Origin of the sequence: Leeuwenhoekiella palythoae (assembly GCF_020310025.1) — a bacterium.
In the GTDB taxonomy this organism is placed as follows: Bacteria; Bacteroidota; Bacteroidia; order Flavobacteriales; family Flavobacteriaceae; genus Leeuwenhoekiella; species Leeuwenhoekiella palythoae.
This window is the reverse complement of sequence record NZ_CP084318.1, coordinates 522,209-549,101: the sequence shown is the minus strand read 5'-3', so window position 1 is coordinate 549,101 and position 26,893 is coordinate 522,209. Positions and strand designations below refer to the sequence as shown.

Annotated in this window: 23 protein-coding genes; 14 read left to right on the top strand and 9 right to left on the bottom strand. The window is 38.4% G+C overall.

Features of this window, described 5'->3' with window-relative positions; genetic code table 11:
- The first annotated feature begins 74 nt into the window (after positions 1–74).
- Positions 75–1,289: a porin gene (locus LDL79_RS02295; protein ID WP_225599006.1), complete on the top strand. Its 1,215-nt coding sequence runs from the start codon at positions 75–77 to the stop codon at positions 1,287–1,289.
- Here LDL79_RS02295 and LDL79_RS02290 read toward each other — a convergent pair.
- Positions 1,286–2,131: a helix-turn-helix domain-containing protein gene (locus tag LDL79_RS02290; protein ID WP_072980463.1), complete on the bottom strand. Its 846-nt coding sequence runs from the start codon at positions 2,129–2,131 to the stop codon at positions 1,286–1,288. The two genes, LDL79_RS02295 and LDL79_RS02290, sit on opposite strands and share 4 nt — an antisense overlap.
- 196 nt (positions 2,132–2,327) lie before the next feature.
- Between LDL79_RS02290 and hxlB the strand changes: the two genes are divergently transcribed.
- Both hxlB and hxlA read left to right on the top strand, forming a co-directional pair.
- Complete coding sequence (hxlB, locus tag LDL79_RS02285) at positions 2,328–2,912, top strand: 6-phospho-3-hexuloisomerase (RefSeq protein WP_225599005.1); 585 nt, start codon at positions 2,328–2,330, stop codon at positions 2,910–2,912.
- A 39-nt stretch (positions 2,913–2,951) separates the two neighbouring features.
- Positions 2,952–3,578 (top strand): 3-hexulose-6-phosphate synthase, encoded by a 627-nt coding sequence (gene hxlA, locus LDL79_RS02280; RefSeq protein ID WP_072980045.1) that lies wholly within the window; start codon positions 2,952–2,954, stop codon positions 3,576–3,578.
- Positions 3,579–3,693: 115 nt separating this feature from the next.
- Here the strand turns inward: hxlA and LDL79_RS02275 are convergent, their stop codons facing one another.
- The 3 genes from LDL79_RS02275 to LDL79_RS02265 form a co-directional block, all read right to left on the bottom strand.
- Positions 3,694–4,473 carry a 3-keto-disaccharide hydrolase gene (locus LDL79_RS02275; RefSeq protein WP_225599004.1) on the bottom strand — a complete coding sequence of 260 codons (780 nt, stop codon included), beginning with the start codon at positions 4,471–4,473 and terminating at the stop codon, positions 3,694–3,696.
- Positions 4,474–5,726: 1,253 nt separating this feature from the next.
- Positions 5,727–7,151 (bottom strand): FAD-dependent oxidoreductase, encoded by a 1,425-nt coding sequence (locus tag LDL79_RS02270; RefSeq protein ID WP_225599003.1) that lies wholly within the window; start codon positions 7,149–7,151, stop codon positions 5,727–5,729.
- Positions 7,152–7,269: 118 nt separating this feature from the next.
- Positions 7,270–7,632, bottom strand: a complete 363-nt coding sequence (locus tag LDL79_RS02265) for a DUF6567 family protein (RefSeq protein ID WP_072980039.1) — start codon at positions 7,630–7,632, stop codon at positions 7,270–7,272.
- Between the two features lie 1,965 nt (positions 7,633–9,597).
- On the opposite strand from LDL79_RS02265, the gene LDL79_RS02260 reads away from it, so the two are divergent.
- Positions 9,598–10,002: a four-helix bundle copper-binding protein gene (locus tag LDL79_RS02260; protein WP_317197761.1), complete on the top strand. Its 405-nt coding sequence runs from the start codon at positions 9,598–9,600 to the stop codon at positions 10,000–10,002.
- 221 nt (positions 10,003–10,223) lie between these two features.
- Here LDL79_RS02260 and LDL79_RS02255 read toward each other — a convergent pair whose 3' ends face one another.
- Together LDL79_RS02255 and LDL79_RS02250 are read right to left on the bottom strand one after the other, a co-directional pair.
- On the bottom strand, positions 10,224–10,895 hold the full coding sequence (locus LDL79_RS02255) for a hypothetical protein (protein ID WP_225599001.1): 672 nt from the start codon (positions 10,893–10,895) through the stop codon (positions 10,224–10,226).
- Between the two features lie 84 nt (positions 10,896–10,979).
- Positions 10,980–11,381 (bottom strand): hypothetical protein, encoded by a 402-nt coding sequence (locus LDL79_RS02250; RefSeq protein WP_225599000.1) that lies wholly within the window; start codon positions 11,379–11,381, stop codon positions 10,980–10,982.
- Positions 11,382–11,666: 285 nt separating this feature from the next.
- Between LDL79_RS02250 and LDL79_RS02245 the strand changes: the two genes are divergently transcribed.
- From LDL79_RS02245 to LDL79_RS02205, 9 genes are all read left to right on the top strand, one after another.
- Positions 11,667–11,912 (top strand): hypothetical protein, encoded by a 246-nt coding sequence (locus tag LDL79_RS02245; protein ID WP_225598999.1) that lies wholly within the window; start codon positions 11,667–11,669, stop codon positions 11,910–11,912.
- 25 nt (positions 11,913–11,937) lie between these two features.
- A complete protein-coding gene (locus LDL79_RS02240; protein WP_225598998.1) occupies positions 11,938–13,461 on the top strand; it encodes a hypothetical protein in 1,524 nt (507 codons plus the stop codon).
- Between the two features lie 58 nt (positions 13,462–13,519).
- Positions 13,520–14,833, top strand: coding sequence for a DUF262 domain-containing protein (locus LDL79_RS02235; protein ID WP_225598997.1), 1,314 nt, complete (start codon positions 13,520–13,522; stop codon positions 14,831–14,833).
- A complete protein-coding gene (locus LDL79_RS02230) occupies positions 14,830–16,722 on the top strand; it encodes a GmrSD restriction endonuclease domain-containing protein (RefSeq protein ID WP_225598996.1) in 1,893 nt (630 codons plus the stop codon). The genes LDL79_RS02235 and LDL79_RS02230 overlap by 4 nt, the downstream gene beginning before the upstream one ends.
- A gap of 520 nt (positions 16,723–17,242) precedes the next feature.
- Positions 17,243–20,227, top strand: coding sequence for a type I restriction endonuclease subunit R (locus LDL79_RS02225; protein ID WP_225598995.1), 2,985 nt, complete (start codon positions 17,243–17,245; stop codon positions 20,225–20,227).
- Positions 20,220–21,425, top strand: coding sequence for a restriction endonuclease subunit S (locus LDL79_RS02220; RefSeq protein WP_225598994.1), 1,206 nt, complete (start codon positions 20,220–20,222; stop codon positions 21,423–21,425). The genes LDL79_RS02225 and LDL79_RS02220 overlap by 8 nt, the downstream gene beginning before the upstream one ends.
- Entirely contained in the window at positions 21,422–22,570 is a 1,149-nt protein-coding gene (locus tag LDL79_RS02215) for an AAA family ATPase (protein ID WP_225598993.1), read from the top strand. Before LDL79_RS02220 ends, LDL79_RS02215 begins: the two co-directional genes overlap by 4 nt.
- Positions 22,567–24,192 carry a type I restriction-modification system subunit M gene (locus tag LDL79_RS02210; RefSeq protein ID WP_225598992.1) on the top strand — a complete coding sequence of 542 codons (1,626 nt, stop codon included), beginning with the start codon at positions 22,567–22,569 and terminating at the stop codon, positions 24,190–24,192. The genes LDL79_RS02215 and LDL79_RS02210 overlap by 4 nt, the downstream gene beginning before the upstream one ends.
- 7 nt (positions 24,193–24,199) lie before the next feature.
- Positions 24,200–24,814, top strand: a complete 615-nt coding sequence (locus LDL79_RS02205; RefSeq protein WP_225598991.1) for a hypothetical protein — start codon at positions 24,200–24,202, stop codon at positions 24,812–24,814.
- A 131-nt stretch (positions 24,815–24,945) separates the two neighbouring features.
- On the opposite strand, the gene LDL79_RS02200 is transcribed toward LDL79_RS02205, so the two are convergent.
- Both LDL79_RS02200 and LDL79_RS02195 read right to left on the bottom strand, forming a co-directional pair.
- Positions 24,946–25,161 carry a helix-turn-helix domain-containing protein gene (locus LDL79_RS02200; RefSeq protein WP_225599921.1) on the bottom strand — a complete coding sequence of 72 codons (216 nt, stop codon included), beginning with the start codon at positions 25,159–25,161 and terminating at the stop codon, positions 24,946–24,948.
- 57 nt (positions 25,162–25,218) lie between these two features.
- Positions 25,219–25,545: a YegP family protein gene (locus LDL79_RS02195; protein ID WP_225598990.1), complete on the bottom strand. Its 327-nt coding sequence runs from the start codon at positions 25,543–25,545 to the stop codon at positions 25,219–25,221.
- A 247-nt stretch (positions 25,546–25,792) separates the two neighbouring features.
- On the opposite strand from LDL79_RS02195, the gene LDL79_RS02190 reads away from it, so the two are divergent.
- The gene (locus tag LDL79_RS02190) at positions 25,793–26,461 is read left to right on the top strand and encodes a class I SAM-dependent methyltransferase (RefSeq protein ID WP_225598989.1); all 669 of its coding nucleotides are present in this window, start codon (positions 25,793–25,795) and stop codon (positions 26,459–26,461) included.
- On the opposite strand, the gene LDL79_RS17235 is transcribed toward LDL79_RS02190, so the two are convergent.
- Positions 26,458–26,640, bottom strand: coding sequence for a cyclic-phosphate processing receiver domain-containing protein (locus LDL79_RS17235; protein ID WP_317197767.1), 183 nt, complete (start codon positions 26,638–26,640; stop codon positions 26,458–26,460). The genes LDL79_RS02190 and LDL79_RS17235 overlap by 4 nt on opposite strands.
- Between the last annotated feature and the right edge of the window lie 253 nt (positions 26,641–26,893).

Sequence of the window (26,893 nt, the reverse complement as noted above, 5' to 3'; positions counted from 1 at the left end):
TAAAGGTTTCTTTAAGGTTTCTAAGCGGTTAAGTGAGGAGATAATTTTACTTTTGCAGGCCTAACCCTTTTGTTATGCGCACGCGCTCCATCCGCATCACTTATGCGATTAGTTTTTGTTTGCTTTTGCTGAACAGTTTCAGCTATGCTCAAGAACTACCTCAAGACAGCCTATCGCGCTGGAATATCGATTATGGTAACAAAGGCGTATTATTTACTGCACCTGACGATGCCTTCAGTCTGCATATACAGAGCCGGTTGCAATTTCGCTTTGCGACACCGGGAGATAATGATCCGGTGACGTTTGATGATTTTAATGACGAAAAGAATTCGGTTTTTAAGATCAACAGAGCCCGACTCAAAGTAGGGGGGCACGCGTATAAACCTTGGTTAAAGTATTATTGGGAGTACGAATTGGGGCGCGGGAATCTGCTTGATTTTAGGATAATGATCGAGCGCTGGAAATGGCTCAATATCAAGGTTGGCCAGTGGAAGGTTGAATTCACACGCGAGCGCCGCATCAGCAGTGGTGCGCAACAATTGGTAGACCGCTCTATTTTAAACCGAAGCTTTACCATAGACCGGCAACAGGGTATTGAACTCTATGGAAGGTTAGAAGGTCGTGGAGCAGCTGATTTTAGCTACTGGGCAGCTGTACTTACCGGCTCAGGACGCTCTAATAGCGAAAATGACGATAAAAACTTGATGTATTTTGGTCGCCTGCAATGGAATGTATTAGGAGATGATCTGGGCTTTGGCGGTATCAGCGACTTGCAAATTCATAAAACCCCCGAAGCACAAATCGCTTTTTCAGCAGTGACTAACCGGAGTCCGTTTACTCGATTTTCTTCTTCCGGCGGCGGATTTTTAACCGGTTTTGAAACTCAGGAACCCGGACAGTACCGCATCAATCAGGGGAACTTTGAGACCGCTTTTGTGTATCAAGGCTTCAGTTGGCAATCGGAGCTGCATTATAAAGAGGTGATTGATAAACTCGATGCCGATGCAACTACCCAATTGCGCGGATATTATATGCAAGCCGGGTATTTTGCACACCAGGCGATTAGCTGGTGGCCTAAGCAACTGGAGATCGCAGCGCGCTACGCCAATTTCAATCCGAATATTGATAGGGAAACATCATTAGACGAAAAATCACTTGCCTTCAATTGGTTTTTTAAAGGACACCGCAACAAGCTCACCGCCGAGCTATCAAGTTTTGATTATGAGACCGAAGACGCCCAACTTGAAAACGAGCTGCGTTTTAGAATACAGTGGGATATTTCGTTTTAGTCGGCATACAGCGTATTATCGTGTTTAAGCACATAGCGGCGCGCTTGATTTTGAAACTCCTGTGCCGTCTGACCGGTGTGGGTTTTAAAAAACCGACTAAAATAAGAACGGTCTTTAAATTTGAGGTTATAGCCAATTTCTTTGATGGTATGCTCACTGTGTATCATCTGGCGTTTGGCCTCAAGTATCAAGCGGTCGTGGAGTAGTTGAACCACGGTTTTGTCTAATTTTTCTTTTAAAATCTGATTGAGTCGCTTCGCGCTCAGTCCCATCTTTCCGGCGTAAAAAGCAGCTGTACGCTCCTCAAGATAATTCTTTTCAAGTAGCATCATAAATTCATAGACGCGCTTTTCATTGAGATCTTGAAGTGTAAAATGCTGTTCTTTTAACTCGATAAGCTTCAGCAGTAAAACTTTCAGTAACGCCTTCAGCATAATAAGATTTACCGCATCTTGATCATATTCGGCATACATCAATTGATACACCGCAGAGAGACTTTGGGCGTGTTCCTCACTCACTTGTAAGCAAGAGAACTCTCCCTGAAGGTTAAAGATTCGGAACACATCTAGTAAAAATTCCTTTAGATCATCTTCGAGCAATTCTTGTTTAAATGAAATAAGCACGCCGCGTTTTCCGGCTTTGTTCAACTGATGCACACGATAGGGTGGGATCAGGTAGATCCAATGACCATTGACGGTTTGAAAATCATACTGCGGAGGGTGCAGCGCATCTTCTTGTTGTAACCATACGATCTCAAAAAATTCACGTCTTCCGGGGTCGTCCAGATAAGACGGAGGGCAGTCGGCTAGATCACGTATATATAAAACTTTGTCACTAAGCATAAATAACTTTTTAAAGGGGTTGCTAACAATAGGTAATAAGGAGAAAACCTACTGATTTCTAAAATGTACCACAAAAGTAGCATATCGTACCTAAGATATTTTGGTAATGTGCAGATTGTACCACACATCTATCATATTGTGAAACAAGTACCACGCGCTTCACAGTACTTTTGTTTTCTAATTCAAACACGCAATTATGCAAACCCCTGATACGATAAGCAGTGAAGCCGCATTAGCAGATGTAATCGCCCTGATTTATAATGAACACGAGTACCTAAGACAAGGTGTTGCTTTTGAACAACTCGCAGCACTTATCGCTCCTTTAGAACGTGCGCAGCGTATTTTTTTGATGGGAATGGGTCGCAGCGGATTTATGATGCAAGCGCTTGGTATGCGTTTGATGCATTTAGGTTTTGACGTACATATTGTAGGAGAGACCACCGCGCCGGCGATTACCAAAGGGGATGTACTGCTTGCAGGTTCGGGAAGTGGAAGTACCACCAGTATCGTGAACGCAGCAAAAACAGCAAAACGGGAAGGAGCTGGCGTACTCTGCTTTACCACCAATATGGAATCGCTTTTAGCAGATCTGGCCGATGTAGTAGTGGTGCTACCGGCGGCACAAAAAAACAGACAAGAAGCTGAGGTTTCTCAGCAATATGCCGGTAGCTTATTTGAGCAAGCGCTATTGCTCTACGGAGACGCACTGATACAGCTGCTTTGGAATAAAGGTGGAAAGACTGCCGACCAACTTTGGCAGCGACACGCAAATTTAGAATAAGAACAAGAATAATTATTAATATACTAAAAACAAGATATCATGGCTAAGTTACAAGTAGCAATTGATTTATTAAAAACCGAAGATGCCCTTGCATTGGCAACCAAAGTGGCTCCTTATGTAGACATTATTGAGTTGGGTACTCCACTTATTAAAAGTGAAGGATTGGCTGCAATTACAGCAATTAAGAATGCATTTCCTGACAAAAAAGTATTTGCAGATTTTAAAACTGCTGATGCCGGCGAGTTGGAAGCAGATATGGCTTTTAAGGCAGGTGCTGATTACATCACCATCTTAGGATCTACCGGAAACAGCACGATCGCAGGGGCGGTAAAAGCGGCTAAAGCACACGGTAAAGGTGTGGTTGTAGATACGATTGGTGTTGCAGATCGTGTAAAACGTGCACAGGAAGTAACGGAACTGGGGGTAGCATTTGTGGAACTACACGCAGGTCTTGACGAGCAGGCGGAAGAAGGCTACTCGATTCAAGTATTGATCGATGAGGCAGCACGTGCCGGAGTGCCGGTTTCTATCGCAGGTGGTGTAAACCTTGACAGCATCAAAGCGGTAAAAGACTCTGGGGCTGTAGTAGCGGTTGCAGGTGGAGCGATCTACGGGGCCGAAGATCCTGCAGAAGCAGCAAAAGCGCTTCGCGCATTACTCAACTAATTTTGAGTTCATTAGTTGGATGAAAAACGAAAAGCTCCCGGCAACGGGAGCTTTTTTTTGGTTCCACCAAAAGGCTTCTTGACCTCCTTACTTGCTTAAAGAAGAAAAGATTGCTTTATAATTTTTTAAGCTTAATGTCTTTAAAGATCACGCCTTGACCTTCGGCCTGTAAACCGATGTATCCGCTTTTTAAGGCTTGCCCATCTACTTTGAGTTTGGAATTGTAGCCATTAGCTACATCGCCGCCTATTTGCGTATCAGTATACCGAAGCACTTCTTTTCCGTTTACTTTATGAATGATTAACGAATCCTGATACACGATGAGGTCCGCATCTACCCAAGTATCCCAACGAAAAGTGGGGGAAGACGAATTGATACAATGATCGTTTGATTTTTCACCTTTATAATACACATCGGTACCGGGCGAACACATATTGCCGGTAGGTCTGGATTTTCCGGGTTCGGCTTCCGCCAGCATTTGGTATTCCACCGAAAGCGGCCAGTCTTGTTCTTTTAAGATTGTTTCCGGGGCTTGGGAGTGAAACATCACGCCACTGTTGCGGTAGGTATAGCTCGGAGCATCTTCCATCCATTCATCAGTGAATCTATATTTGAATTTTAAGTGAAACGAGGCAAAGGCTTCGTCATAAAACAAATGTCCGTAGGTTTCATCAAAGCTATCATAGTTATCATAGGCAACCACAATACTGCTGTCTTGCACCCGAAAGGTATCGGCATAATTTTCACCTACTTCGTGATGATAAAACTTAGGCGTCCATCCGTTGAGGTTGGTACCGTTAAAAAGGGTGATCCATTCGTTTTCGGCTGTGTTTCTAGAGTTGCAAGCGGTGCTTACCAAAAGGAGCATCAGCCCCAAAATCTTTAAAAAGTTCATATAAAACAATGCTATTCGTTTTAAATGTATAGATTTTTTATGGAATAGACTTAGGATTTAGATCTACAGGGAATGGAACCCTTGCGTCGTAGGCTGGAAAGAATTTGATAGATTTTTGAAAACACCACCCCGTCAGCTAAGTGCCACTACGTGCACTATGCTGCCACCCCTCCTCAGCGAGGAGGGGAACTGATATAGTGGTGTTGTTGAAACATTTAAAACACGCAAGATCATTGCTTATATGCATTGGGACAAGGCAGCGTGGTAACCAGAATTTATAAATGTGGAAAGTATTCATAGAAGTCTCCGTTCCGATAGCTATCGGAAGAAGGGAGATTTAGAGGGATGTTTTAGTCTTTTCTATAACATCCATGCCCAAGCTTTCTTTCTTCCAAAGCCTCGGGAAGAAGGGAGTTGATTTCTTTTGATAAAATGGTGTCTGTCGGATTAGATTGTATTGAATTGCGTTAAGTTTTTAAGGTCAGTTTGATAAGTTTTCTTTCAATTTATGTTTTGTTCATTTTCTTTACTCGCTTGATTTTTATTTTACGGGAGCTCGTGAATCTCGTATCCTCGATTTACTTGTACTAATTGGACTAACAGTATTACATAGCACAGGAGGTGCATTCCTCTCCCTGCGGTCGTCGGATGCAGAAAAGAAACGACGCCCTCGCTAAGGAATTTTTCGCTACCGCGAAAACCGCCTTGTCAGCTCCGTGTCTTTGCTCAATATCTTTAAAGAGTGGTTCTTACTTGAAGTAAAATATTTCATTCCAAAGCCAACGCGCCACCTGGCTCATTCGCTAAAAAGGTCTACTAGACCTTTTCTTAACGCTCTGCCCTCACGTCTATTCTGAACCGAGGGAATTTTGAGGGCGTGTAACCCTTCGGGTAAACGTACTTGTCACCTCGAGTGGTTGAAGCAATGCGTTAGCAGCGCTTCAACTGTATCGAGAAGTATTTTTGGTAAAAAATGTTTGTTGCTACATAGACTTCTCGATATAATTCTCTCGCGCGCGGACGCTCCAGAATCACTCGAAGTGACATACTGCTACCTATATATTTAGCAAGGAACCATAAACCACAAACGGTAAACTGCCACCGCCAGCTACACTCCGTATTTCGTATTTCGTATTTCGTATTTCGTATTTTAAATAAGGAACAACAAACAACAAACAGCCCACTGCAACTGCTAGCTGAAAACTGCGACTGCTTACTGCCAACTGGGACTGCCCACTGCCAACTGCCACCTGCTACTGTCTACCTCCCCCTCGAGGGCCGTCGCGTTCTTGCAGGACTTGGTCTGAATGTAATACCCGGGCAGCTTTAGCTGAGGCTTCAACTTTCGTGGCACTGCGCTTAAGCATTTCGGTTTCAAAGGGCGTCAAGATCTTTTTGCGGAGGTTGATCTGCTTCCACGAAGTGTTGGGTTTGCACACTTTGGTGATGCGTCGGGCTAAGGCTAGGGCATCCAACAGGGCTTGATTGGCGCCCTGACCTTTAAACGGACTCATAGGATGGGCGGCGTCGCCCAATAGGGTTACGGGACCACAAGAAGCAAAGTCCAATGGACCTAACAGCTCCCGGTCATAAACCGGATAACCCGAAATGAATGCCGCCGGAGTGGCTTCGATGATTTGTGGAATAGGATCGTGCCAGTTGGTACGTTTCAGCACCTCCTTTTTTAATGCTTCAGCTCCTTGCGCACTTAAGTTTTTAGCTTCGGCTTCCGCCAGCGGATAACTGAACTGCCACATAATATGCTCGGGATCATAAGGCATCATATACATACGCTCGTTCCCGTTGGCGGTTTGAAATACAGTTTTTTGATCCAGTAACTCTTGAGCAGCATTCTGCAGATCGCTTAACGCACAGATTCCCAGGATCACGATACAATCGAGATAGCGCAAGGGATAGGGCTCTTGCTCAAAGAGTAACTCGCGTACACTGCTGCGAATACCGTCGGCACCCACCAGCAGATCGGCGTGTGCTGTAGTGGCGTTTTCTTGGGTGTCAAACTTCAATTGGATACCTGTTTCCGTCAGATCAAACCCGTTAAGCTGATGTCCCCAGCGTATCGCGTCAGCACCCGAAAGTTGGTTCAATAAGGCCGAGCGCAAGTTTTGACGGGCAATATGAATGTTGGTACGTTTAGGCGTTGCGTTGGTTTGCGTATCCCACTTGCGCATTCCCCATTCGCCCAAGACCGTACCGTCTGGCGTATGTGCGATATGCCGGGTAGAAACGATGCCCTGCTCTAGACTGTCTATTCCAAAACCTTTTACCGCCGTATGTGCCTGTTGGAGGGTAAGGCCGTAGCCCTGTGCACGGGTATCAAAATCAGCATCCCGTTCGTACAAGGTAAACGGAATTCCCCGGTGCAAACAGGCCACCGCCAGCGCCGTTCCACCAATCCCACCCCCAATGATCGCCAGGTGTGGAAAGCGTGTGGTGTCCGGCTTCGGGGGTTGCGGGGCAGGGAGGAGTCCGCTTCCCGAGCAGGTGGGACACACCTGCAGATGCGCTTTGGGTTTTACCGGCTTGGGATTATCAGGGAAACGTTGGTACACTTCCAAAGCCTTTTGATACCGCTGCTTCGCACGTTTTGAGAGTCCGCGGTTCTGTTTCCCCAGACCGTGACAATCGGGGCAGGCGGTATGGGGTGTTGGGGTGTTCATTAGAGAGCTATTATGTCGAAAGCAGATGCAAAAGTAAGAATCAAATAAACTAAACTTAATGAACTGAATAAAAAAAAGGAGTACATACGTATTCCTTAATTCTTTAGGATGGTAAAACTTATTCAGTAAATTCAATAATTTGCGCAGAAACAATCACTTTGAATTTGGTCACAAATAAAAAGCCTGATGATTTAACTTCGACAACTTCATTGACAATACTTCGGGAAGCACCTTTCATTTGAGCAGTACGTAGCATATTGGCTTTAGCTTCTGCGATTAGACCATTTTTTGAAAGTCCTCCAATACCCAAAACATAGGTTGCCTGAGCTTCGCCTTTGACCAGGTCTATAACTTTAAAATTCTTTTTGGTTAGGACTACCTCGGTTGTGTTTTGATTAAAGTTTTTAGGCAAACCATGATGTGAGGCACAACTGGTAAGCGTTAGTGCAATTAGCAGGATGAGTGTAAAAAGTTTTTTCATAAAATGTATCATTTAAACCTACTTCTGTTTAATGTCTTTTTTCGGCTTGTTCCGACAAAAAACAAATCTAGTTAGCGCATCAAAACTTCTTTTACGGAATTCCGTAGTTTGGTTTATATTTTAATTGGTTTGAATTTTAGTTTTAGAAGATTATAGATCCGTTTTAGAATCGTTCCATTCTTAAGGTAAGCGTACTCGTCACTTCGAGTAGTTGAAGTAACGCGTTAGCAGTGCTTCAACTGTATCGAGAAGTGTTTTTAGTAAAAATGTTTCTTGCTAGATAGACTTCTTGACCGAAAGCATTCGGGATGCTCTCAAAGTGACAGCTTGTTGCGTATTATTATAAACACGCAATACAATCCTCTATATACATTGGGACAGGTAGCAGGTAAACTAGGATTATTTACCTAGCATTGGTTTGATAAGTTTTCTTTCAAATCATGTTCTTTACTTTTCTTTACTTGCGTGATTTTTAGTTTACGGGAGCTCGTGAATCTCCTAGCGTAGATTTGCTTAATAGCAACATCTAATCATGTTTTGTTCATTTTCTTTGCTTGTCCAAAGAAAACGAACCAAAAGAAAAGACCCTATTTCTTAGGTATTTTTGCCTTACCAGGCAAAACCGCAATAAGGCTCCTAAATTTTCTCCAAGGCTTCAAAAATTTTTAACGGAGCCTTCTTGCTATACTGAAGAAATAGAAAGAAAACCTTTAGGTATGAGTATTCTAAGTCATCTCGACTAGTCCCGATAGCTATCGGGAAGATCACACAGGTTGCTAGCTCCCTTCTCCTTTGGGAGAAGGGCCGGGGATGAGGGCTTTTGATGAAACACGCAACAGATGCGATTTCTCCCGATGGTCGAAATGACTTTGCGTTAACTGATCGTATTTGGTATTTCTGACTTCGTACTTTCAATAATCTTTCAAACGATCAACCGAAAACAGCAAACAATAAACCGCCAACTGCCAACTGAGACTGCTGACTGAACTTTGTATTTCGTACTTCTTACTTTGTACTTTAATGCGGAATAATAAACCAGAAACAATAAACGGTTAACAGCAAACAACAGACTGCCAACTTCATAAGACTTCTCGATACAATTCGCTCGCACTAGGGTGCTCCAGAATCACTCGAAGTGACAGCTCGTTACATATTCGTATTTCGTATTTCTTACTTTGTACTTTAATGCGGAATAATAAATCAGAAACAATAAACGGTTAACAGCAAACAACAGACTGCCAACTTCATAAGACTTCTCGATACAATTCGCTCGCACTAGGGTGCTCCAGAATCACTCGAAGTGACAGCTCGTTACATATTCGTATTTCGTATTTCTTACTTTGTACTTTAATGCGGAATAATAAATCAGAAACAATAAACGGTTAACAGCAAACAACAGACTGCCAACTTCATAAGACTTCTCGATACAATTCGCTCGCACTAGGGTGCTCCAGAATCACTCGAAGTGACAGCTCGTTACATATTCGTATTTCGTACTTCTTACTTCTTACTTTAATACGGAATCATAAACCAGAAACAACAACCAACCAACTGAGACTGCTGACTGAACGTTGTATTTTGTATTTCTGACTTTGTATTTTAACGCCGAATAATAAATCAGCAATAACAAACAGCAGCATAACAACTGCCTACTGCCAACAAGATTGCGCAAGCTGGAACTTTCGCTCTACGTTTTAGGTTCCTGAGGTTGTTGCGGTAAGCATTGTATTTATTGTTGACTGTCAATGATTTTTTAACAAACAACAGCATATTTTAGAATTGTATTAATTTCTATTTAGCAAATCTTAACAGGTGTGCTTCCTAACTTAGTACTGATTATTAACAGCGATTGTAGTGCATTGCACAGCTTTTTTCTGAAGAATGACCTAAGTGCAGCTGTAGGTAGCTGCTGCTGCAGGGGCATGCGGTAAGCGCTTTACAGCATCATCAGGCCGAATTCGTCAGATGTGCATGCCAATAGGCAACTCCTTTAGGTTTACTGCAATTGTAAAGTATCAATCTTATAAAACTAACCTTATGAACCACGAAGAATTAATCAGTACTTTAAATGAATGTGCAAATTATTGTAACCATTGTGCGGATGCTTGTCTTGAGGAAGACCATATTCAAATGATGGTGACCTGTATACGGTACGATCGTATGTGTGCTGAAGTATGCTCTAGCTTAGCCAAATTGTTAAGCATTAATGTACCCAGCCAAAAGCTAATGGCTCTTGTAGAATACTGTAAAAACCTATGCGAATCTTGCGCTGAAGAATGCAGCAGCCACGAGGCTCAACATTGCCAGAATTGTGCAGCAGCTTGCAAAAGATGTGTAGATGCATGTAGCAAATTTCTTTATAACCACTAATTATTTACCACGGGCATCTACAACCAGATGCTCTAACTAAGGCCTCAGGCCTTAACAACTAACCAATCTTCTAAAGTCTGCTTTTTTCAATAGGGGTGAAAAAGCAGACTTTTTTAATATTCAGGTTGCCGACGCTATTTGCGTCGAGGTGTTACGTTTACCTTGTTTTAAGGCAGTACTGCTGCAACAGATTACCTAAATCCAAGCCGGGAATGGTATGGTTAATCTAAAAATTTGCCAAATGCTTTACCTAGACTTATGCCGAGGTAATGTTGTTTGTTGAATTCACGCCATTGGATTTCAAAGGCGATGCTTGATGCTCCATCTTTGTTTTTTAGATTTAAGGGGATGCCTAATTTCCAGTTGAGCGCATCATAACCATTCCAAAAGTTCTGTTCCACGGCAGCACTCAATCCTATACAATCTTTATAGAGCGATGAAACTTCTGCTTTTACCTGCCCGGAGGTAAACTCTTCATACGCTCCATAATAATAGCTGTCTGTAGTGGTAAGCGCAGGTTGTCCTTCGGGAGACCCCTCAAAAGTGGTAAAAGTGCGTTTTTGAACCGTCTCCGTTAGAATGTTGTTGTTTTGGTAAACACGAGGAATGGCTGAAAAATTAAACGAAAAGATTTTACCCTTATAAAATCCATTTATACTAAGTGAAGCCTCCCAGGCCTCAAACTGATGTTCAGATTTGATACTTGCATCTGTTGTGTTTGTAAAGGTGTTACTACTTTTGGTAAGAGGAATATAACCTTGCAGGGTTACCCAAAATTTATACATGGATACGTATAAATTATTTTTAAGAATATATTCAGCCTCTTTGGTTGCTATTAATTCTTCCAATTCCTTGGGGGCTAAAGGCTTGGTTTCTAAAGCTTCGAGCGCCATATTTTTTATAGTCTTTTCTCTATAGGTTTTTAAAAGCCGACTTATTTGGTGATCAGCGTTTTTAGTAAGCGTACCCGGTATAAATCAGGTCAGTTTGAATTGAGCACCTATGTTTTGTGCCCAATTGGAATCTTTAAAGTTATAAAAGGATCCAGTAGGTTCCCCTTTCAATTTTAGACCTCCTGAAGCTAAAAAGCTTTGATAACTGGTTTTCGTAAGTCTAGGATCAAAGTTTCCGGTTAAGCTAAATGAATTATCATCATCGTCTAATAGGAAGCTTAAGCGTTGCGTAGAGATTTTAGTATTGGGAAGGTATTGGTTTAAAACCTCACCTATAAGAATATTTAATGTTTTGTCGTTTACAAATTGGGAGCCGGTGATTTCAGATTCATAGGCTATTAAGGCTTGATCAATAAGCGCTCTAGGAGCTTGATTCTGAGCATAACTTAAAAGGGGTATCAGCAGGAGTATCCTAAATATTCTCATAATACAGGTATTGGATGGTTAGTTAATTCCGTGTCATAAAGTACTTTTTTTACAGCCGCTTCACCATCCCCAATAGCGGGTATTTCCCCCTTTTTAGTGGGAATACGGAAATCCTCATTAGAAGTATTTCGTGAAATAATATATTTGAAGAAGACCTCCTCAAATGCCAAGAACTAGAAAACGGACTCCCGCGCTATTGCGAACTCGACACCCTCGCGATGGTGATGATCCTGGAATATTTTAGAGAAGTGATTAAAGAGAATTAACTAACCCAAATAATTAAATATGAAAAGCTTAAAAGAATTAAAACAAGAACTAGAGCGACTTGAAGACTTGTATGAAGATGGTGGCGAAGATTATGATGCAGCTATGCAATTTGAGGATGATTTAGAAGAAGCCAGCGATGATAGTAATCAATGGAAAAAATTGAACAAGTCTTATCAGAACTTTTTAAAGGATAACGATTTTGATGATGGGTATGATGAAGGAGATATGCTAAATATGATGTTCCCTAACGGAAGAGATTTATAAAAACTAACCTATAAATAGTATTAAAATGAGTTTTAAAAGTTGGATAAGAAATTTGGTGGGATTTGAAACTATCAAACAAATTGCACAAGAACTAGTCGAATCAAAGCAACAATTACAAGAACAATATGACACTCTAAAAGCAGAATTAACTTCAATTAAAAATCTACCTTCATCTAAAGAAATACGCTACATTCCTGCAGCTATAAAACAGGACCAAGAATCTTTAGAGGAAATAGAAGAACTTGAGATGGCTCAGAATTTCTCATTGACGAATAAAAAATCAAATGCAGATATATCTTTTTCTTTGTTGAGTACAGAACTTGTAGCTAGTGATTGGCTAGAGGTTAGTTTAACAGGAGATCAGAAAGCAAGTTGGGGTAATTTATTATCTGTAGGGACAGGTGTAGGCAGTTTAGCAGGTGCTTCGTCTTTATCTTCTAAAGGGCTTTTTACAACCAAGGCAAATGTAGAAGATTTAATAAGGTATAATAAGGATAGCTCCTTTAGTTCAATGGTTAAAGGTGTCGATGGTAAAATGGAGCAACATATAGGTTTTGAAAAAGCTACTGGTAGTGCCTTTACTCCTTTAATCGTATTTCAACTAGCCTCAATGGTTACAGGGCAGTATTATTTTAATGCTATAACCTCACAATTAAATAGTATAATGGATAAACTGGATAACCTGGTTCGTATGCATCACATTGAGCGCGAGTCTAAAATGAAATATGCGCACAAAGCGCTTCAAAAATATGCTCAGAGGAGATATTTTGTTGTGGAAGACTTTGTACATCTTGAGCATATTGCTTATGACTTGGAAACCATGCGTGAAGAATACGTTACGAGTAGTATTGAGAAGATGGTAGAAATAGATGCTCTATTACAGGGAGCGACGTCAAGTGAAAAAGATGAAGAACTTGTGGTAGATGCTCAAGCTACTAGAGTTGAAAAAACTAAGTTGAAATTAGCAAGTTTAGGTAATTCGATAGGAAAGCATAAAGTAATGCAAGCTGTAAAGAGAGGTGTGGATTCAGCTGGTAATTTTCTTGGGAGCAGTCAAAAAAGGGTAAATAAAATTACTGAAAGAATAAACGAGTTAGGGTTGTTGTATGATCTAAGATCAGCTATAACCGCAGAAGAACTTTATAGAATAACGCAGCTTATCGAATTAAAAATGAGTATGTCGGTAACTAATATGGATGCGGATAGAATTGGAAGAATTGAAGAGCTTAAGCAGGATATAAATGGCTTTAGTAAGGATGATTTAAATCATGAAACTCTTAGAAACTTTGTTGAGGAATTTAAGGTAAATCTAGACAGTCGCATTTATGAACTTAAAGAGGAATCCTATCTCGCTAAATCTGAAATTGAAGTTCTGATTACAAAAAGTACGGAGTCATTTGATACTTTTTTTGATACTTGTAAAACAAGCTGTGCCAGTTTAGAAATGATGCATAAAGAAGTGCTTACAGGATTTGAAAAGGCTAATGAGATTTTAATTGATAATACAGGAGAAGCACCTCGACTTTTTATAAAAAATAATCAAAATTAAAATAGCCAATTCCCACGGTTTCAAAAGAAGACTTTAAGATTATTATAGTAAAATAAAAATGGTACAAGACGTAAATGTATACACTGTTTCTGAGGTTCTAGAAACAAAGGAGCTATGTATTCCTTATTATCAGAGACCCTATAGGTGGCACGCTGAAAAAAGTGTTAAGCAACTATTACAAGATCTTTTAAGAGAGGCTTTTATAGAAGATAAAACCTATAGGTTAGGCACTTTGCTTTTTCACCATGAGTATGAGAATAATGAAAAAAAAGGACAGCCTGATATAGTTGACGGCCAACAGCGCTTAGTGACCTTGTCATTAATTTTACACGTATTAGATGGCAAGATCAAAGGAATTCTAAAAAACACCTTTGAGCATATTGATTCAAAAAACAACCTTAAGTACAATCACATTTATATTGAGAGCTATTTAGCTACACTAGAGGAAAAGGAAAAAAATGCTCTTAAAGACTTCATTTTGCACCGATGTAACTTTTTAGTCATTACAGTAACTGAACTTGGCGAAGCTTTTCAATTATTTGATTCGCAAAACGCAAGGGGTAAAGCCCTTGACCCTGCCGATCTTTTAAAAGCATTTCATTTAAGAGAGATGGATCAAACCTACGAGTCTGAAAAGCAAAGGTTAGTAAATCAATGGGAAGCAGCTATTGATAACAATCGCCTGAATGACGTAATTGGTAATTATCTTTTCCGTTTACGCAGCTGGCACAGGGACGCTAAAGAATATTATTTTGTTAAAGACAAAATTGATCTTTTTAAAGGTGTCACTCCTGGTAAATTGAAATTAGAAGGGAAAAACTATCCATACCTTAATCCATTAATTATCCAATCAGCAACAAATTATTATGAATACAACCAACCTATTGTGAATGGGAAATGGTTTTTTCAATATGTGAATCATTATCTAGATAAGGTAGAACGCATAGAGGAGATATGCGGAGAAAAAGATGCTTTAAAATTAGATTATGAGGGTAGTAATAGAATTGGTGATAAACGCTTAATTAAGCTGTATAAAAATCTATTGTTAGTGTATCTGGATAGATTTGGAGAGGATGAACATCTGGAAGCATTTAAACGAATAGCGTATCGATGGGTATTTGAGACGCGTATTGAAAAGAAACAGATACGATTTGAAACTATAGTGAATAAGATCACCAATCCAAGTACTCCTATAAAATGGTTAGAAAATTTTATTCAACCGGATATAAACGCTATGGAAATGAAATTAAATAGTATAAAGCGATTTGAGAAATTAAAGGTTGATGATGAACGCACAACTTCAAGAAGGCGAAAAGAGTTTAAAAAACAAGGGCTTTATGCGCAACTAATCCAATTAGAAGAGAAAAAATGAAAGAAGAAACTATTATAGATCAGGGAAAGTTGTACAGCTTAGGGGAATTATTATGCAATGGTCTAAAGTTTAGAATACCCATCTATCAACGAAATTATGCTTGGGGTGAGACAGAAATTAAACGCTTACTGTTTGATATAATGGAAAATAGAGAAGATAGCTATTATCTAGGTACTTTAGTATTATATAAGCAAGGGTCGTATTATGATGTTATTGATGGCCAGCAGCGTTTAACTACATTGTACCTTTTGTTGTCTTGGATGCAACATTTCACTAATGCAAGTTCCTTAATTAAAGATGACCTGTATTTTGAATCAAGACCAAGGGTTAAAAACTTTATTGAACGTTTAAATGAAAAAAGCACTCCCGAAGAAACACGGACCTTCTTAGAAACCTTTAACGAACTAGATAGCTTCACTACAGCCCTCAGTATTATTGATCAATTTTTTAATCAAGATCTAAAAGAAGAGGAGCATGAGGTGTTTTTTAAAAAATGCCTAAAAAAGACTTATGTATTCACGACCACACTTCCTGAAAAAACAAATGTGAATCATTATTTTGAAATAATGAATAATAGGGGAGAGCAGTTAGAAAAGCACGAGATTTTAAAAGCTAAATTCTTAGATCAGCTTGAGGAATCATATAACAAAAAAAACTACGCTATAGTCTGGGACGCTTGTTCTCAAATGGACAATCACGTGCAATATTTTTTTAAACCTGAAACTAGAAAAGAATTATTTAGTGAGAACTTTAATAGCTTCCCTAGTGATGAAAAAATTGAAGCCTATTTAAAAGTTCAAAGCGAAAAAGAGTTAGAGAATTTAAATGATGAACCCAATACTACTGAAGGTCTTTATATTCTTGACAATTATATATTAGCTGATACTTATACGCAAGATGAGGTAGGTAATACTACAGAAAAGTTTAGTTCAATTATTGATTTTGAAAACTTCTTGTTGCAAGTATTGAGGTTTATGCCTGGTTTTGAAGAGACCAACCTAGAAGACAAGAATTTACTTAAAAACTTTAAGTATCATAGTAAAGATGGAGGTTTCCCGAACGCATTTAACTTCATAAAAATACTACTTCAAGTTCGTTACCTCTTTGACACATATGTGATTAAAAGAGAGATTAACGAGAATCTTGATAAAGAATGGAATTGGAGAATTCTTAGTTACTCTTGTGATAATAGTAGTTACAAGCAAACCAATACGTATGATGAGCCTTGGAAGAATAAAATGATTATGCTCCAATCCATGTTTCAAGTAAGCTATGCTGCTAATACCAACAAGACTTGGTTACATACATTAATGAAGTATTTATTCAAGACTCCCTCCATCAAATCTGAGGATATTTACAACTGTTTGTATGATTTAATGAAGGAGCGGTATCAAAAAAGTAATTTTCAGGAATTGCATGGGCTGCAAACACCACGAGCAGTATTCAATTTTTTAGATTACTTATTATGGTTAGAGTATGATGAAAAGATTCAAAATGAAAATTCAATAGATGAGGGTAGTGTTTATTTAAATAAGATTAATAATCTAAAAGATACTTTCAAGAAATTTAAGTTTACCCAACGCAATTCCATAGAGCATTTTTTTCCACAAGCAAAAATCAATGAGCTATTTGACGACAAGCATATTGGGGATGAGGTGAAGCTACAAGTCATTAATAGTTTCGGAAACTTATGTTTAATTTCAGCCAGTAGTAATTCAAGCTATAATAAAGAACATCCGTTCTTTAAAAAAGAAAAGGGCAGGTCTAAAAATGAAAGTTTAAAACAACAGATAATGTTTGAAATGATGGATGGAAAACTATGGGAGCCAACACAAATAGAAGAACATGAAAACGAGATGTGTGCCTTGTTAGATCTTAAATTAAGCTAAAAAATGCACACCCCCTAATTCTGTGACGCGATGTCACTGCAACTCCGTAGATAATAAATTGAAGCACCCAGGCGCACATAAGGCAGATGCGGTTTAGGTTGCTCATTATCGACACGGCAGTACTTGGTGTCATAAGAAGTCTGCTTTGATGCGTCGTGTGGCTGTTGCCCCTTGTGGTGATTGTGATCGTTAGTAGATTCCATAGCTCGTGTATTAAAGTTAAGCCGTGTCAAGCTGTAAATTAATATATTGGTTTGGGGTACAGTGTTTTAGGTAAGTCTAAGATATAAGGATTTACTGATTTATGCTAATGCTATATTGATGTTTTGGTATTTGGTAGTAGCTTTAATTTGTTGTTTTTGAATAATTTATGATGCGTATACGGATTTCCTCCTTAATAACTTGTGTATTACTCGTAGTTTTAAAAAGTGATTAAACGCTTTGATTTACCTATTTTTAATTTTTAATTATCTATGTTCAATAATCACTGTTTTTAGATCGTAAGACTTACCTATCCTAAATGACCAAAGAACAACAAATAGAAAACGAGTTAATCGAAAGATTACGAGATTTAAAATATACTTACCGCCCGGAAATACGAACGCAGGCCGACTTAGAGCAAAACTTTAGAAAACGATTTGAACAATTAAATAGAGTTAATCTAACCGATTCAGAGTTTGATAAACTACTTGTTGAGATCACCCATGCTGAAGTTTTTAAAGCTTCTAACTTTCTAAGAAAAACTAATACCTTTTCAAGAGAGGATGGTACTCCATTGCATTACTCATTGGTTAATATCAAAGACTGGTGTAAGAATGAGTATGAAGTGATCAATCAATTACGGATGAATACCGATGCGAGTAATCATCGTTATGATGTGATCTTATTGATTAACGGAGTTCCTGTTGTTCAGATTGAATTAAAGACGCTAGAGGTAAGTCCACGTAAAGCGATGCAACAAATCGTTGATTATAAAAACGATGCAGGTAACGGGTTTGCAAATACCCTAATGTGCTTTATGCAGTTGTTTATTGTAAGCAACAAGTCAAGAACGTTTTACTTTGCTAACAATAACAACCAGCACTTTGCTTTCAATGCCGATGAGCAGTTTTTACCGGTGTATACATTGGCTAGTGAAGACAATAAAAAAATCAACCATCTAGATGATTTTACCGATAAGTTCTTAGCTAAGTGTAACCTTGGGCAAATGATTAGCCGCTATATGGTTTTAGTGGCAAGTGAGCAGAAAATACTAGTGATGCGCCCGTACCAAATCTACGCGGTAAAGGCGATTGTAGATTGTATTGATCAAAATAGAGGTAATGGTTATATCTGGCATACCACAGGGAGTGGTAAAACACTTACGTCTTTTAAAGCTTCTACACTATTAAAAGAAAACTCAAACATTGAGAAGTGCTTATTTGTAGTTGATCGTAAAGACTTAGACCGTCAGACAAGAGAAGAGTTTAATAAATTTCAAGAGGGTAGTGTAGAGGATAATACGAATACGGAAACACTGGTGCGTCGTATGCTTTCGACCGACTATGCCGACAAGATCATTGTTACCACGATTCAGAAACTTGGTTTAGCGCTTAATCAAAACAGTAAGCGCAATAGAAAGCAACGGGAGGATAACAAAGAAACGTATTACGATAGGCTAGCACCCTTAAGAGATAAGCGTATGGTATTTATCTTTGATGAGTGTCACCGTTCGCAGTTTGGGGATAATCACGATGCTATTAAGGAGTTCTTTCCTAAAGCACAACTATTTGGTTTTACAGGAACTCCTATTTTTGAAGAGAACGCAACCTATAAAACGGTAGAGGGCAATGAAGCAACCTATAAAACTACCGAGGATGTTTTTCAAAACGAACTACACGCGTATACCATAACGCATGCTATTGAAGATAAGAATGTACTGCGGTTTCATATTGACTACTTTAAGGGGGAAGATGAAACAAATTACAACCAACTCAGTCATAAAATGGCGGTAGTAGATGCGGTACTCAAAAAACATGATAAAGCAACACACTACAGGCGTTTTAATAGTATACTAGCGACATCTTCTATTAATGATGCTATTGAATATTATGGCTATTTCAAGCAAAAGCAAGAAGAATTAGCGGCCTTTAATCCTGAATATAGACCGTTGAACATCGCTTGTGTTTTTTCACCGCCGGCGGAAGGTAATAAAGACATCAAGCAGCTTCAGCAAGATCTGGAACAAGAGAAGAAGGACAATGAAGTTGAACCCAATAAAAAGAAGGAAGCCTTAACCGCTATCATTACAGATTACAACAAGCAGTTTAAAACCAATCATACGATCTCTGAGTTTGATCTCTATTATCAGGATGTACAACAACGCATTAAAGATCAAAAATACAACAATCAAGACTACCCACATAAGAACAAAATAGATGTGACTATTGTGGTAGATATGCTACTTACAGGTTTTGATTCTAAATACCTCAATACGCTCTACGTAGATAAAAACTTAAAGTATCACGGATTAATACAAGCGTATTCACGTACCAATAGAGTTATTAACGATACCAAACCTTACGGGAATATTTTAGTATTTAGAGACCAAGAAAAAGAGGTAGACAGAGCAATGATTCGTTTTTCTGGAGAAGCTGTAAGTAACCCTAAAGAAATCTGGTTGGTAGATGAAGCGCCTAAGGTGATTGCGAAATACCAGGAAGCCGTAAACAACCTAAAAACCTTTATGGAGTCTAAAGGCTTAGCCTGTAAACCTTCTGAGGTAGCGAACTTAAAAGGTGATGAAGCTCGTGCGGAGTTTATCAATAACTTCAAGGAGGTACAACGGCTTAAAACCAATCTAGAACAATATACCGATCTAGAAGAAGAGCAAGTTAATACGATAGAAAATCTATTGCCTACAGACGACTTTCGCTCGTTTAAGAGCAATTATCTGGAGACGGCTAAGCAACTAAAGAAGCTGCAAGATAAAGGTGACCCGCCGGAGGTCATCGAGCAGTTAGATTTTGAATTTGTACTCTTTTCTTCAGCTATTATTGATTACGACTATATCATTGGCTTAATAGCGAAGTATACCCAAGACAAACCTTCTAAGCATAAAATGACGCGCCAGCAGTTGATTAGCTTATTAAGCTCTAGTGCCAACTTAATTGATGAGCGTGATGATATTATAGATTATATCAACACGTTAGAAGTAGGGAATGGCTTAACCGAAAAAGAGATTAGGGAAGGCTATCAGCAGTTTAAAGACGAGAAGGCAACACAAGAACTGAATACCCTAGCCAAGAAGCACGGTATTAGCACAGAAAGCCTTAAAGCGTTTATAGACGATATTTTATATCGAATGATCTTTGATGGTGAAAAGTTAACCGACTTATTGGCTCCGTTAGAATTAGGTTGGAAAGACCGTAGAATTAAAGAATTAGCCTTAATGGAAGATCTAGTTCCATTATTAAATAAACAAGCCCAAGGGCGTGAAATAGCAGGATTAAATGCTTATGAGTAAAGAAAAAAAACAAGTGATACCTGATTTACGTTTTCCTGAATTTAGGAATAGTGAAGGATGGAATATGCAGGAAATAGGAGAATTCATAAATGAAACTCAGAATATAGCAAGTAAAACTCTACCAAAATATAGTTTGACAATAGAAGATGGTGTTATTCCTAAATCAAAGAGATATGAACGATCGTTTTTAGTAAAGGACGATTTGGATGCATACAAAGTTGTGTCAACTGATGACTTTGTATATAATCCTATGAATTTGAGATTTGGAGCAATTGCAAAATATAGAGGAAAAGAAGAAGTAGCTGTTTCGAAATATTACAATGTGTTCAATTGTGATAATTCTGTTGTTTCGAGTTTTTGTGAGTTTTATTTTAAAAGTTATCCGATGATAACTTATTATAATGATGTAGCAACCGGTTCGCTAATTGAAAAAAGAAGAGTTCATTTTAGTGAATTTTTAAAATTCAAAATTCCTTTTCCAAAGTTTGAAGAACAACAAAAAATAGCCAACTGTTTATCCTCTTTAGATGAAGTCATCAGCGCAGAAACCGAAAAACTAGACCTATTACAAGACCATAAAAAAGGCTTATTACAACAGCTATTTCCACAAGAAGGAGAAACACAACCTAAATACCGCTTTCCAGAGTTTAAGGAGGATTGGGCAATTAAGGAAGTTAGTCAAATTTTTGACGTTACACGCGGTTATGTTTTATCAATGAGTTTAGTTTCTGAAGCTAAAACCGAAGAAAATAAATTCCCCGTCTACTCTTCTCAAACAAAGAATAATGGTTTAGCGGGCTTTTACAATGAATTTTTATATGAAGATGCAATTACTTGGACAACAGACGGTGCAAATGCAGGAGATGTAAATTTTAGAGAAGGTAAATTTTATTGTACAAATGTTTGTGGAGTCCTTTTAAATAAAAATGGGTTTGCTAATAAATGTGTTGCGGAAATAATTAATTCGGTTGCCAAAAAGCACGTATCCTATGTTGGTAATCCGAAGTTAATGAATGGTGTAATGAGTAAAATTAAAATCGCTATTCCATCATTAAAAGAACAGCAAAAAATAGCCAGTTGTTTAGCTACAGTGGATGAACTAATAGAATCTCAAAAGCAGAAAATAGAAGATTTACAAGCGCATAAAAAAGGCTTATTGCAACAGTTGTTTCCAAAAGTTAATGTAAATAGGGTATGAGTACATCAACAAACTATAGTACTTTAAATGAAGTGGCATTAAACTATAGAAGAACATTGACTGGGGATAATACCTCTGAAAAAGATTTGATTTTGTTTTTTGCCCATAACGGAACGGGTAAAACAAGATTGTCCATGGAGTTTAAAGAATTGGGTAAAATAGATGATTCTAGAGACACGCTGTATTTTAATGCATTTACCGAAGATCTTTTTAGTTGGAATAATGATTTAGAAAATGATCGAGAAAGAGTGCTCACATTTAATAAAGATTCTGCTTTTTTTGATGGTTTGCAAGAACTGGAAATGGAAACCAGAATAGGCGGACTTTTTCAAAATTATGTAGACCTTAATTTCTTTATTAACTATGATGACTACACCGTAACTTTTTCAAGAGAACTTATTATAAACAATAGTACTACTACTGTTGAAAATATTAAAATATCTAGGGGAGAAGAGAATTTATTCATATGGTGTTTCTTTATCGCTATATGTGAAATCGCTATTGACCAGGTTAATAGTGATGAAGACACTGGAGCCTATAATTGGGTTAAGTACATTTATATTGATGATCCTATTTCATCTTTAGATGAAAATAAAGCTATTGCTGTAGCTTGTGATTTAGGTAGATTAATAAAAAAGATAAAAGAAGATGGAAGTAAAGTGAAAACGGTTGTTTCAACTCATCACAGTTTATTTTTTAATGTAATGTTTAATGAATTAAAAAGGCACGTTAAAAATAAGTGCTACTTTTTACATTCAAAAAAAGACGAAACCTATATACTTCAAGATACAGGCGATGTGCCATTTTTTCATCATATAGCTATTATTAGTCAATTAAAGCAGGTTGTTGATTCAGGTGAGATTTATACACACCACTTCAATACCCTACGAAGTATTCTGGAGAAAACTGCGAGTTTTTTTGGATATGAAAGAATAGATAAATGTATTCAAGGTTTAGATGATGAAGTACTTTTCAATAGAGCTCTAAATCTTTTTAGTCATGGTAAATATTCCATTTACAATCCCAAAGAAATGGGCTCAGATAATAAAGATTTATTTAAAAAGATTTTTGAAGGTTTCCTTAATAAGTATGAATTCTACTTACCGGAAATTTTTAATGATGAAATTGAAACAAATATAGAATGACAGCAAAACAAAAACAAAACGAACTAGGTAAGGCCCTTTGGGATATAGCAGATAGTTTACGAGGGGCAATGAATGCCGATAGTTTCCGTGATTATATGCTTTCCTTTTTATTCCTACGCTATTTATCAAGTAATTATCAGGAATCGGTAAAAAAGGAACTAGGTTCAGATTATCCAAAATTAGATGAGAAAGATAAACGTACCCCATTATCAATATGGTACGACGATAATCCTGATTATGTGGAGGAGTTTGAAGCGCAGATGCGTAAAAAGGTCCATTATGTGATAGAACCAGATTATCTCTGGGGGAGTATTGCAGAAATGGCACGTACACAGCATCCTGATCTCTTAAAGACTTTACAAAAGGGCTTTAAGTATATAGAGAATGAGTCTTTTGGTAATTCTTTTAAAGGCCTATTCTCAGAGATCAATCTGGATTCAGAAAAGTTAGGTAAAAACTACGAGGCACGTAATGCAAAGCTATGTACGATTATTCAAAAGATTGCTGAAGGTATCGCAGATTTTGACACCGACACCGATAGTCTGGGGGATGCCTACGAATATTTGATAGGACAGTTTGCCGCCGGGTCAGGTAAAAAAGCCGGAGAGTTTTATACTCCGCAACAAATATCGAGCATACTTTCAGAGATCGTCACCTTAGATGCACAGGACCCAAAGTTGGGTAAAAAGAAAAAGATAAACAGAGTCTTAGACTTTACTTGTGGTTCAGGGTCGTTGCTCTTAAATGTAAAAACAAAAATTGAGAAGGCAGGAGGTACCATCAGTCAGATTTACGGGCAGGAGAAGAATGTAACTACTTACAACTTAGCCCGTATGAATATGCTGTTGCACGGGGTAAAGGATTCTGAGTTTAATATTTTTCATGGAGATACTTTAAAAAATGAATGGCCGTTACTCAACGAAATGAATCCTGCTAAAAAGGTAGAGTTTGATGCCATTGTTGCCAATCCACCTTTTAGTTTACGTTGGTCACCGAGTGAAACTACAGGAGAAGACTTTCGTTTCAAAAACTACGGTTTAGCTCCTAAATCAGCTGCAGACTTTGCATTCTTACTGCACGGTTTTCACTTTTTAAGTGATGAAGGTACTATGGCTATTATATTACCACACGGTGTATTGTTTAGAGGTGGAGCAGAATCTCGTATCCGTGAGAAACTTCTAAAGGATAATAATATTGATACAGTCATAGGTTTACCATCAAATCTTTTCTTTTCAACAGGGATACCCGTGTGTATTTTAGTTTTGAAAAAATGTAAAAAAGAAGATGATGTCTTGTTTATCAATGCAAGTGATGAAGAAAACTTCGCTAAAGAAAAACGTCAAAATTATCTGCGTAAAAAAGACATTCAAAAGATACTAGATACCTATCAAAACAGACCTGAAGAAAAAATAGAACGCTACGCCCGTCGCGTCTCAATGGACGAGATCGTAAAGAACGATTACAATCTTAATATCTCGCGTTATGTAAGCACCGCTAAACCTGAGCCTATCATAGACTTAGAAGAGGTTCATACCAAGCTTGTAGATGTAGAAGAGCGTATCAAAGCAAGTAGGGAAGAGCATAATAGTTATTTGAGGGAATTAGGGTTGAAAGAAATATAGTGGTAGTTTGGAAGAAATAATTGAGGCATATATAAAAGAAAATAATAAACCCACACAACGCTATAACTCTTGGAATCATTGTTATAAAGCTTTTAATGATTTATCGAAAAGCGATGAAGAATTGGCTTTACATCTAGGCTTCTATCTTGCCAGTTGGGGGATGTATAGAGGCTCATCCCAATTATTGCAAAAGGATTATACAGTACATTTAAAAATGGTTGAGGTGATTCGGTTATTTCAAGACTTAAGATGTATTATGGAGTATGAGGCTTCAGTAAAAGATCTTGACAGGATCATAGCGCTCATTCAAGCTACAAAAGTGGTTTATAAGAGTTTCAACGTGTCTCCAACAAATACTCTAGTCACCAAAATAATCCTAGGGACATTAGGATGTTTGCCTGCTTATGATCGTTTTTTCATTGCAGGTATTAAACAATGTAAAGAACCTTTTACTACGCTTAGTAAAACCTCACTGACTAAACTTTTAGGATATGTAGAGCAGCATAAGCAAGAATTACAAACTATCAAACAGGAGAAAAAGCTACAGGGTTACCCGTTAATGAAACTGGTTGATATGTATTTTTGGCAAATAGGCTATGAGGGAAGTACTCTTAAAAAGTAAAATTCACCATTAAAACATCTTTATTTATTAAACGCTTCTTTAATCTATAGTATTGGAAGATTGTATTTCTTGTGAAAGATTAAATAATTAAAACCCCCTCCCCACAACATGCAGAAAAGGGGCTTAAAACCTTACTTTTTGGTGTCCGGGTCAGCATCCCAATCCTCCTGTTGGAGTCGGTTCATCCGGCTTCTATGCCGTACAAAAGCATCGATCTCATCTTTGATGTAATACACCGTGTAGCTTACCTTAAAAAAGGGCAAGACCTTCTTACGCCGCCAGCGGTAAAGGCACGAGGGCGTGACTTGAAATAACTGCACCATATCGGCAGTGGTGAATAAACTGATCTGGGAATTAGATTTTGGTATGATTGTCGCACAACCTAACCAGACTCAAGTAAGGGTTTAGATTTCTTCTACCGGAGCTTTAGGCGCATTTGTCTTTACGGAAGCAATCCCATTTTCCATGCCTGAGGTAGCCTCATACAGTTCACTTGTACCGATGATTTGACCATTGGTTGCCTTTAAATTAAAATAGTGTTTGCCATTGGCTGCTTGTAAGCGTTCGAACCGCTGATCGTGTTGTGAATTTTCTCTTACCGATTCAATGCCATTCATACATCCCGCTTTGGAAGCATATCCTTCACTGGCCAATATTTTTTGTCCGTTATTTGCCTTTAAACGAAATCGATATTCATTTTTAGTATCTTGATAAACTTCAAATTTTCCCATGATCTATTAAATTAATGAACTTTAAAGGTAACTAAAATTAAGAAAAACGACAATCACCTCTTTGTTGGACTCGTTGCTATTGACCCAGCGCGTATTCAATAAAGTTCTTAGGATGTGGTTAAAGAAAAGAACATTTTTAAAAGATTGCACTGTGATTTCTTGACTGCTCCTTCGACAAGCTCCGGGTGACTTTTTAATTTAATGAAGTTTTATAGCAACTTAAAAATAGCATACTTTAATTACCTCAATGACTCACAAAAGCAAGCCCTCCAAAACCCCTTGGCCTACCAAAGATGCCATGCAGCAGGTATATGAACACAACCTGTGGGGTGGGAGTGATATATCATTTTATTCCGGAGTGGGTTCGCACGATGCAGAGACGGTACAGGCTTACCTAAAAGCGGTTATTGGCTTTTTTAAAAGCTTAGAAACCCCACCGGTGGTGTGTGATCTGGGCTGTGGTGATTTTAATGTGGGTAATCAATTGGTGCCCTACACCCAAGCCTATACAGCTGTAGATATCGTACCGGAGTTGATCGCGCATAACCAAAACACCTTTAAAAGCAAACAGCTCACATTTGCATCCCTAGACCTTGCCAAAGACCCCTTGCCTGAAGGTGAGGTGGCACTGCTGCGGCAGGTGTTGCAACACCTTTCCAATGCCGAGATACAAGCGATTGTCAACAAGCTATACGCGTATCCCTACGTGATCCTAACCGAGCACTTACCCGATCAGGAGTTTACTCCAAATATCGATATCATTAGCGGACAAGGTATCCGTCTTAAAAAGCACAGTGGGGTAGCGCTACAGGCACCTCCTTTTAATTTTAAAGTAAAAGTGGCCAAAGAGCTATTGTCCCTACCGGCTCCGGGAGTTAAAGGTAGGCTCGTTACGACTTTGTATACGGTGTTTTAAAGCTGTTCTCTAATCAAAAAAATAATATAATTGGTAAGTAATCCTCTGATTTGTTCTGCTGCGACCGGATTCGCGGAATGTACATGAAATTTCAAATCTTTTAAGTCTAATTGAGACTCGTAAACCAACCATTTAGTCGCTGCCAGACCATCTGGAGCCAGCTTACCGTTTTCATCCAGACCGAGGTCATTATCAAAGCTGACGTATTTAGGGAGCCCGTTTTTTTTTAATGTAGTTTACAAAAGTAGTATAGCTGCGTACCACAACAAATTCCTGAGCCTGTGTGGGCTTATAAATCATATCGGGAGTGCGGATACAGAAATAAAGGGTACATCATTAGCAATTCAATTGCTGTGAAAATACGGGTTCCAGTTGAAAAGTTGGGGTTTATGCATCCGGAATCCTGAAAATGACACGAAAAGTTCTTTGTCT

Coding starts and splice junctions, on each gene's coding strand:
- LDL79_RS02215 (WP_225598993.1), top strand. CDS start 21,422: ATGAGTACATCAACAAACTATAGTACTTTAAATGAAGTGGCATTAAAC.
- LDL79_RS02190 (WP_225598989.1), top strand. CDS start 25,793: ATGACTCACAAAAGCAAGCCCTCCAAAACCCCTTGGCCTACCAAAGAT.
- LDL79_RS02195 (WP_225598990.1), bottom strand. CDS start 25,545: ATGGGAAAATTTGAAGTTTATCAAGATACTAAAAATGAATATCGATTT.
- LDL79_RS02260 (WP_317197761.1), top strand. CDS start 9,598: ATGTGCATGCCAATAGGCAACTCCTTTAGGTTTACTGCAATTGTAAAG.
- hxlA (WP_072980045.1), top strand. CDS start 2,952: ATGGCTAAGTTACAAGTAGCAATTGATTTATTAAAAACCGAAGATGCC.
- LDL79_RS02255 (WP_225599001.1), bottom strand. CDS start 10,895: ATGGCGCTCGAAGCTTTAGAAACCAAGCCTTTAGCCCCCAAGGAATTG.
- LDL79_RS02295 (WP_225599006.1), top strand. CDS start 75: ATGCGCACGCGCTCCATCCGCATCACTTATGCGATTAGTTTTTGTTTG.
- LDL79_RS02225 (WP_225598995.1), top strand. CDS start 17,243: ATGACCAAAGAACAACAAATAGAAAACGAGTTAATCGAAAGATTACGA.
- LDL79_RS02275 (WP_225599004.1), bottom strand. CDS start 4,473: ATGAACTTTTTAAAGATTTTGGGGCTGATGCTCCTTTTGGTAAGCACC.
- LDL79_RS02210 (WP_225598992.1), top strand. CDS start 22,567: ATGACAGCAAAACAAAAACAAAACGAACTAGGTAAGGCCCTTTGGGAT.
- LDL79_RS02245 (WP_225598999.1), top strand. CDS start 11,667: ATGAAAAGCTTAAAAGAATTAAAACAAGAACTAGAGCGACTTGAAGAC.
- LDL79_RS02220 (WP_225598994.1), top strand. CDS start 20,220: ATGAGTAAAGAAAAAAAACAAGTGATACCTGATTTACGTTTTCCTGAA.
- LDL79_RS02270 (WP_225599003.1), bottom strand. CDS start 7,151: ATGAACACCCCAACACCCCATACCGCCTGCCCCGATTGTCACGGTCTG.
- LDL79_RS02240 (WP_225598998.1), top strand. CDS start 11,938: ATGAGTTTTAAAAGTTGGATAAGAAATTTGGTGGGATTTGAAACTATC.
- LDL79_RS02235 (WP_225598997.1), top strand. CDS start 13,520: ATGGTACAAGACGTAAATGTATACACTGTTTCTGAGGTTCTAGAAACA.
- LDL79_RS02265 (WP_072980039.1), bottom strand. CDS start 7,632: ATGAAAAAACTTTTTACACTCATCCTGCTAATTGCACTAACGCTTACC.
- LDL79_RS02290 (WP_072980463.1), bottom strand. CDS start 2,131: ATGCTTAGTGACAAAGTTTTATATATACGTGATCTAGCCGACTGCCCT.
- LDL79_RS02230 (WP_225598996.1), top strand. CDS start 14,830: ATGAAAGAAGAAACTATTATAGATCAGGGAAAGTTGTACAGCTTAGGG.
- LDL79_RS02250 (WP_225599000.1), bottom strand. CDS start 11,381: ATGAGAATATTTAGGATACTCCTGCTGATACCCCTTTTAAGTTATGCT.
- hxlB (WP_225599005.1), top strand. CDS start 2,328: ATGCAAACCCCTGATACGATAAGCAGTGAAGCCGCATTAGCAGATGTA.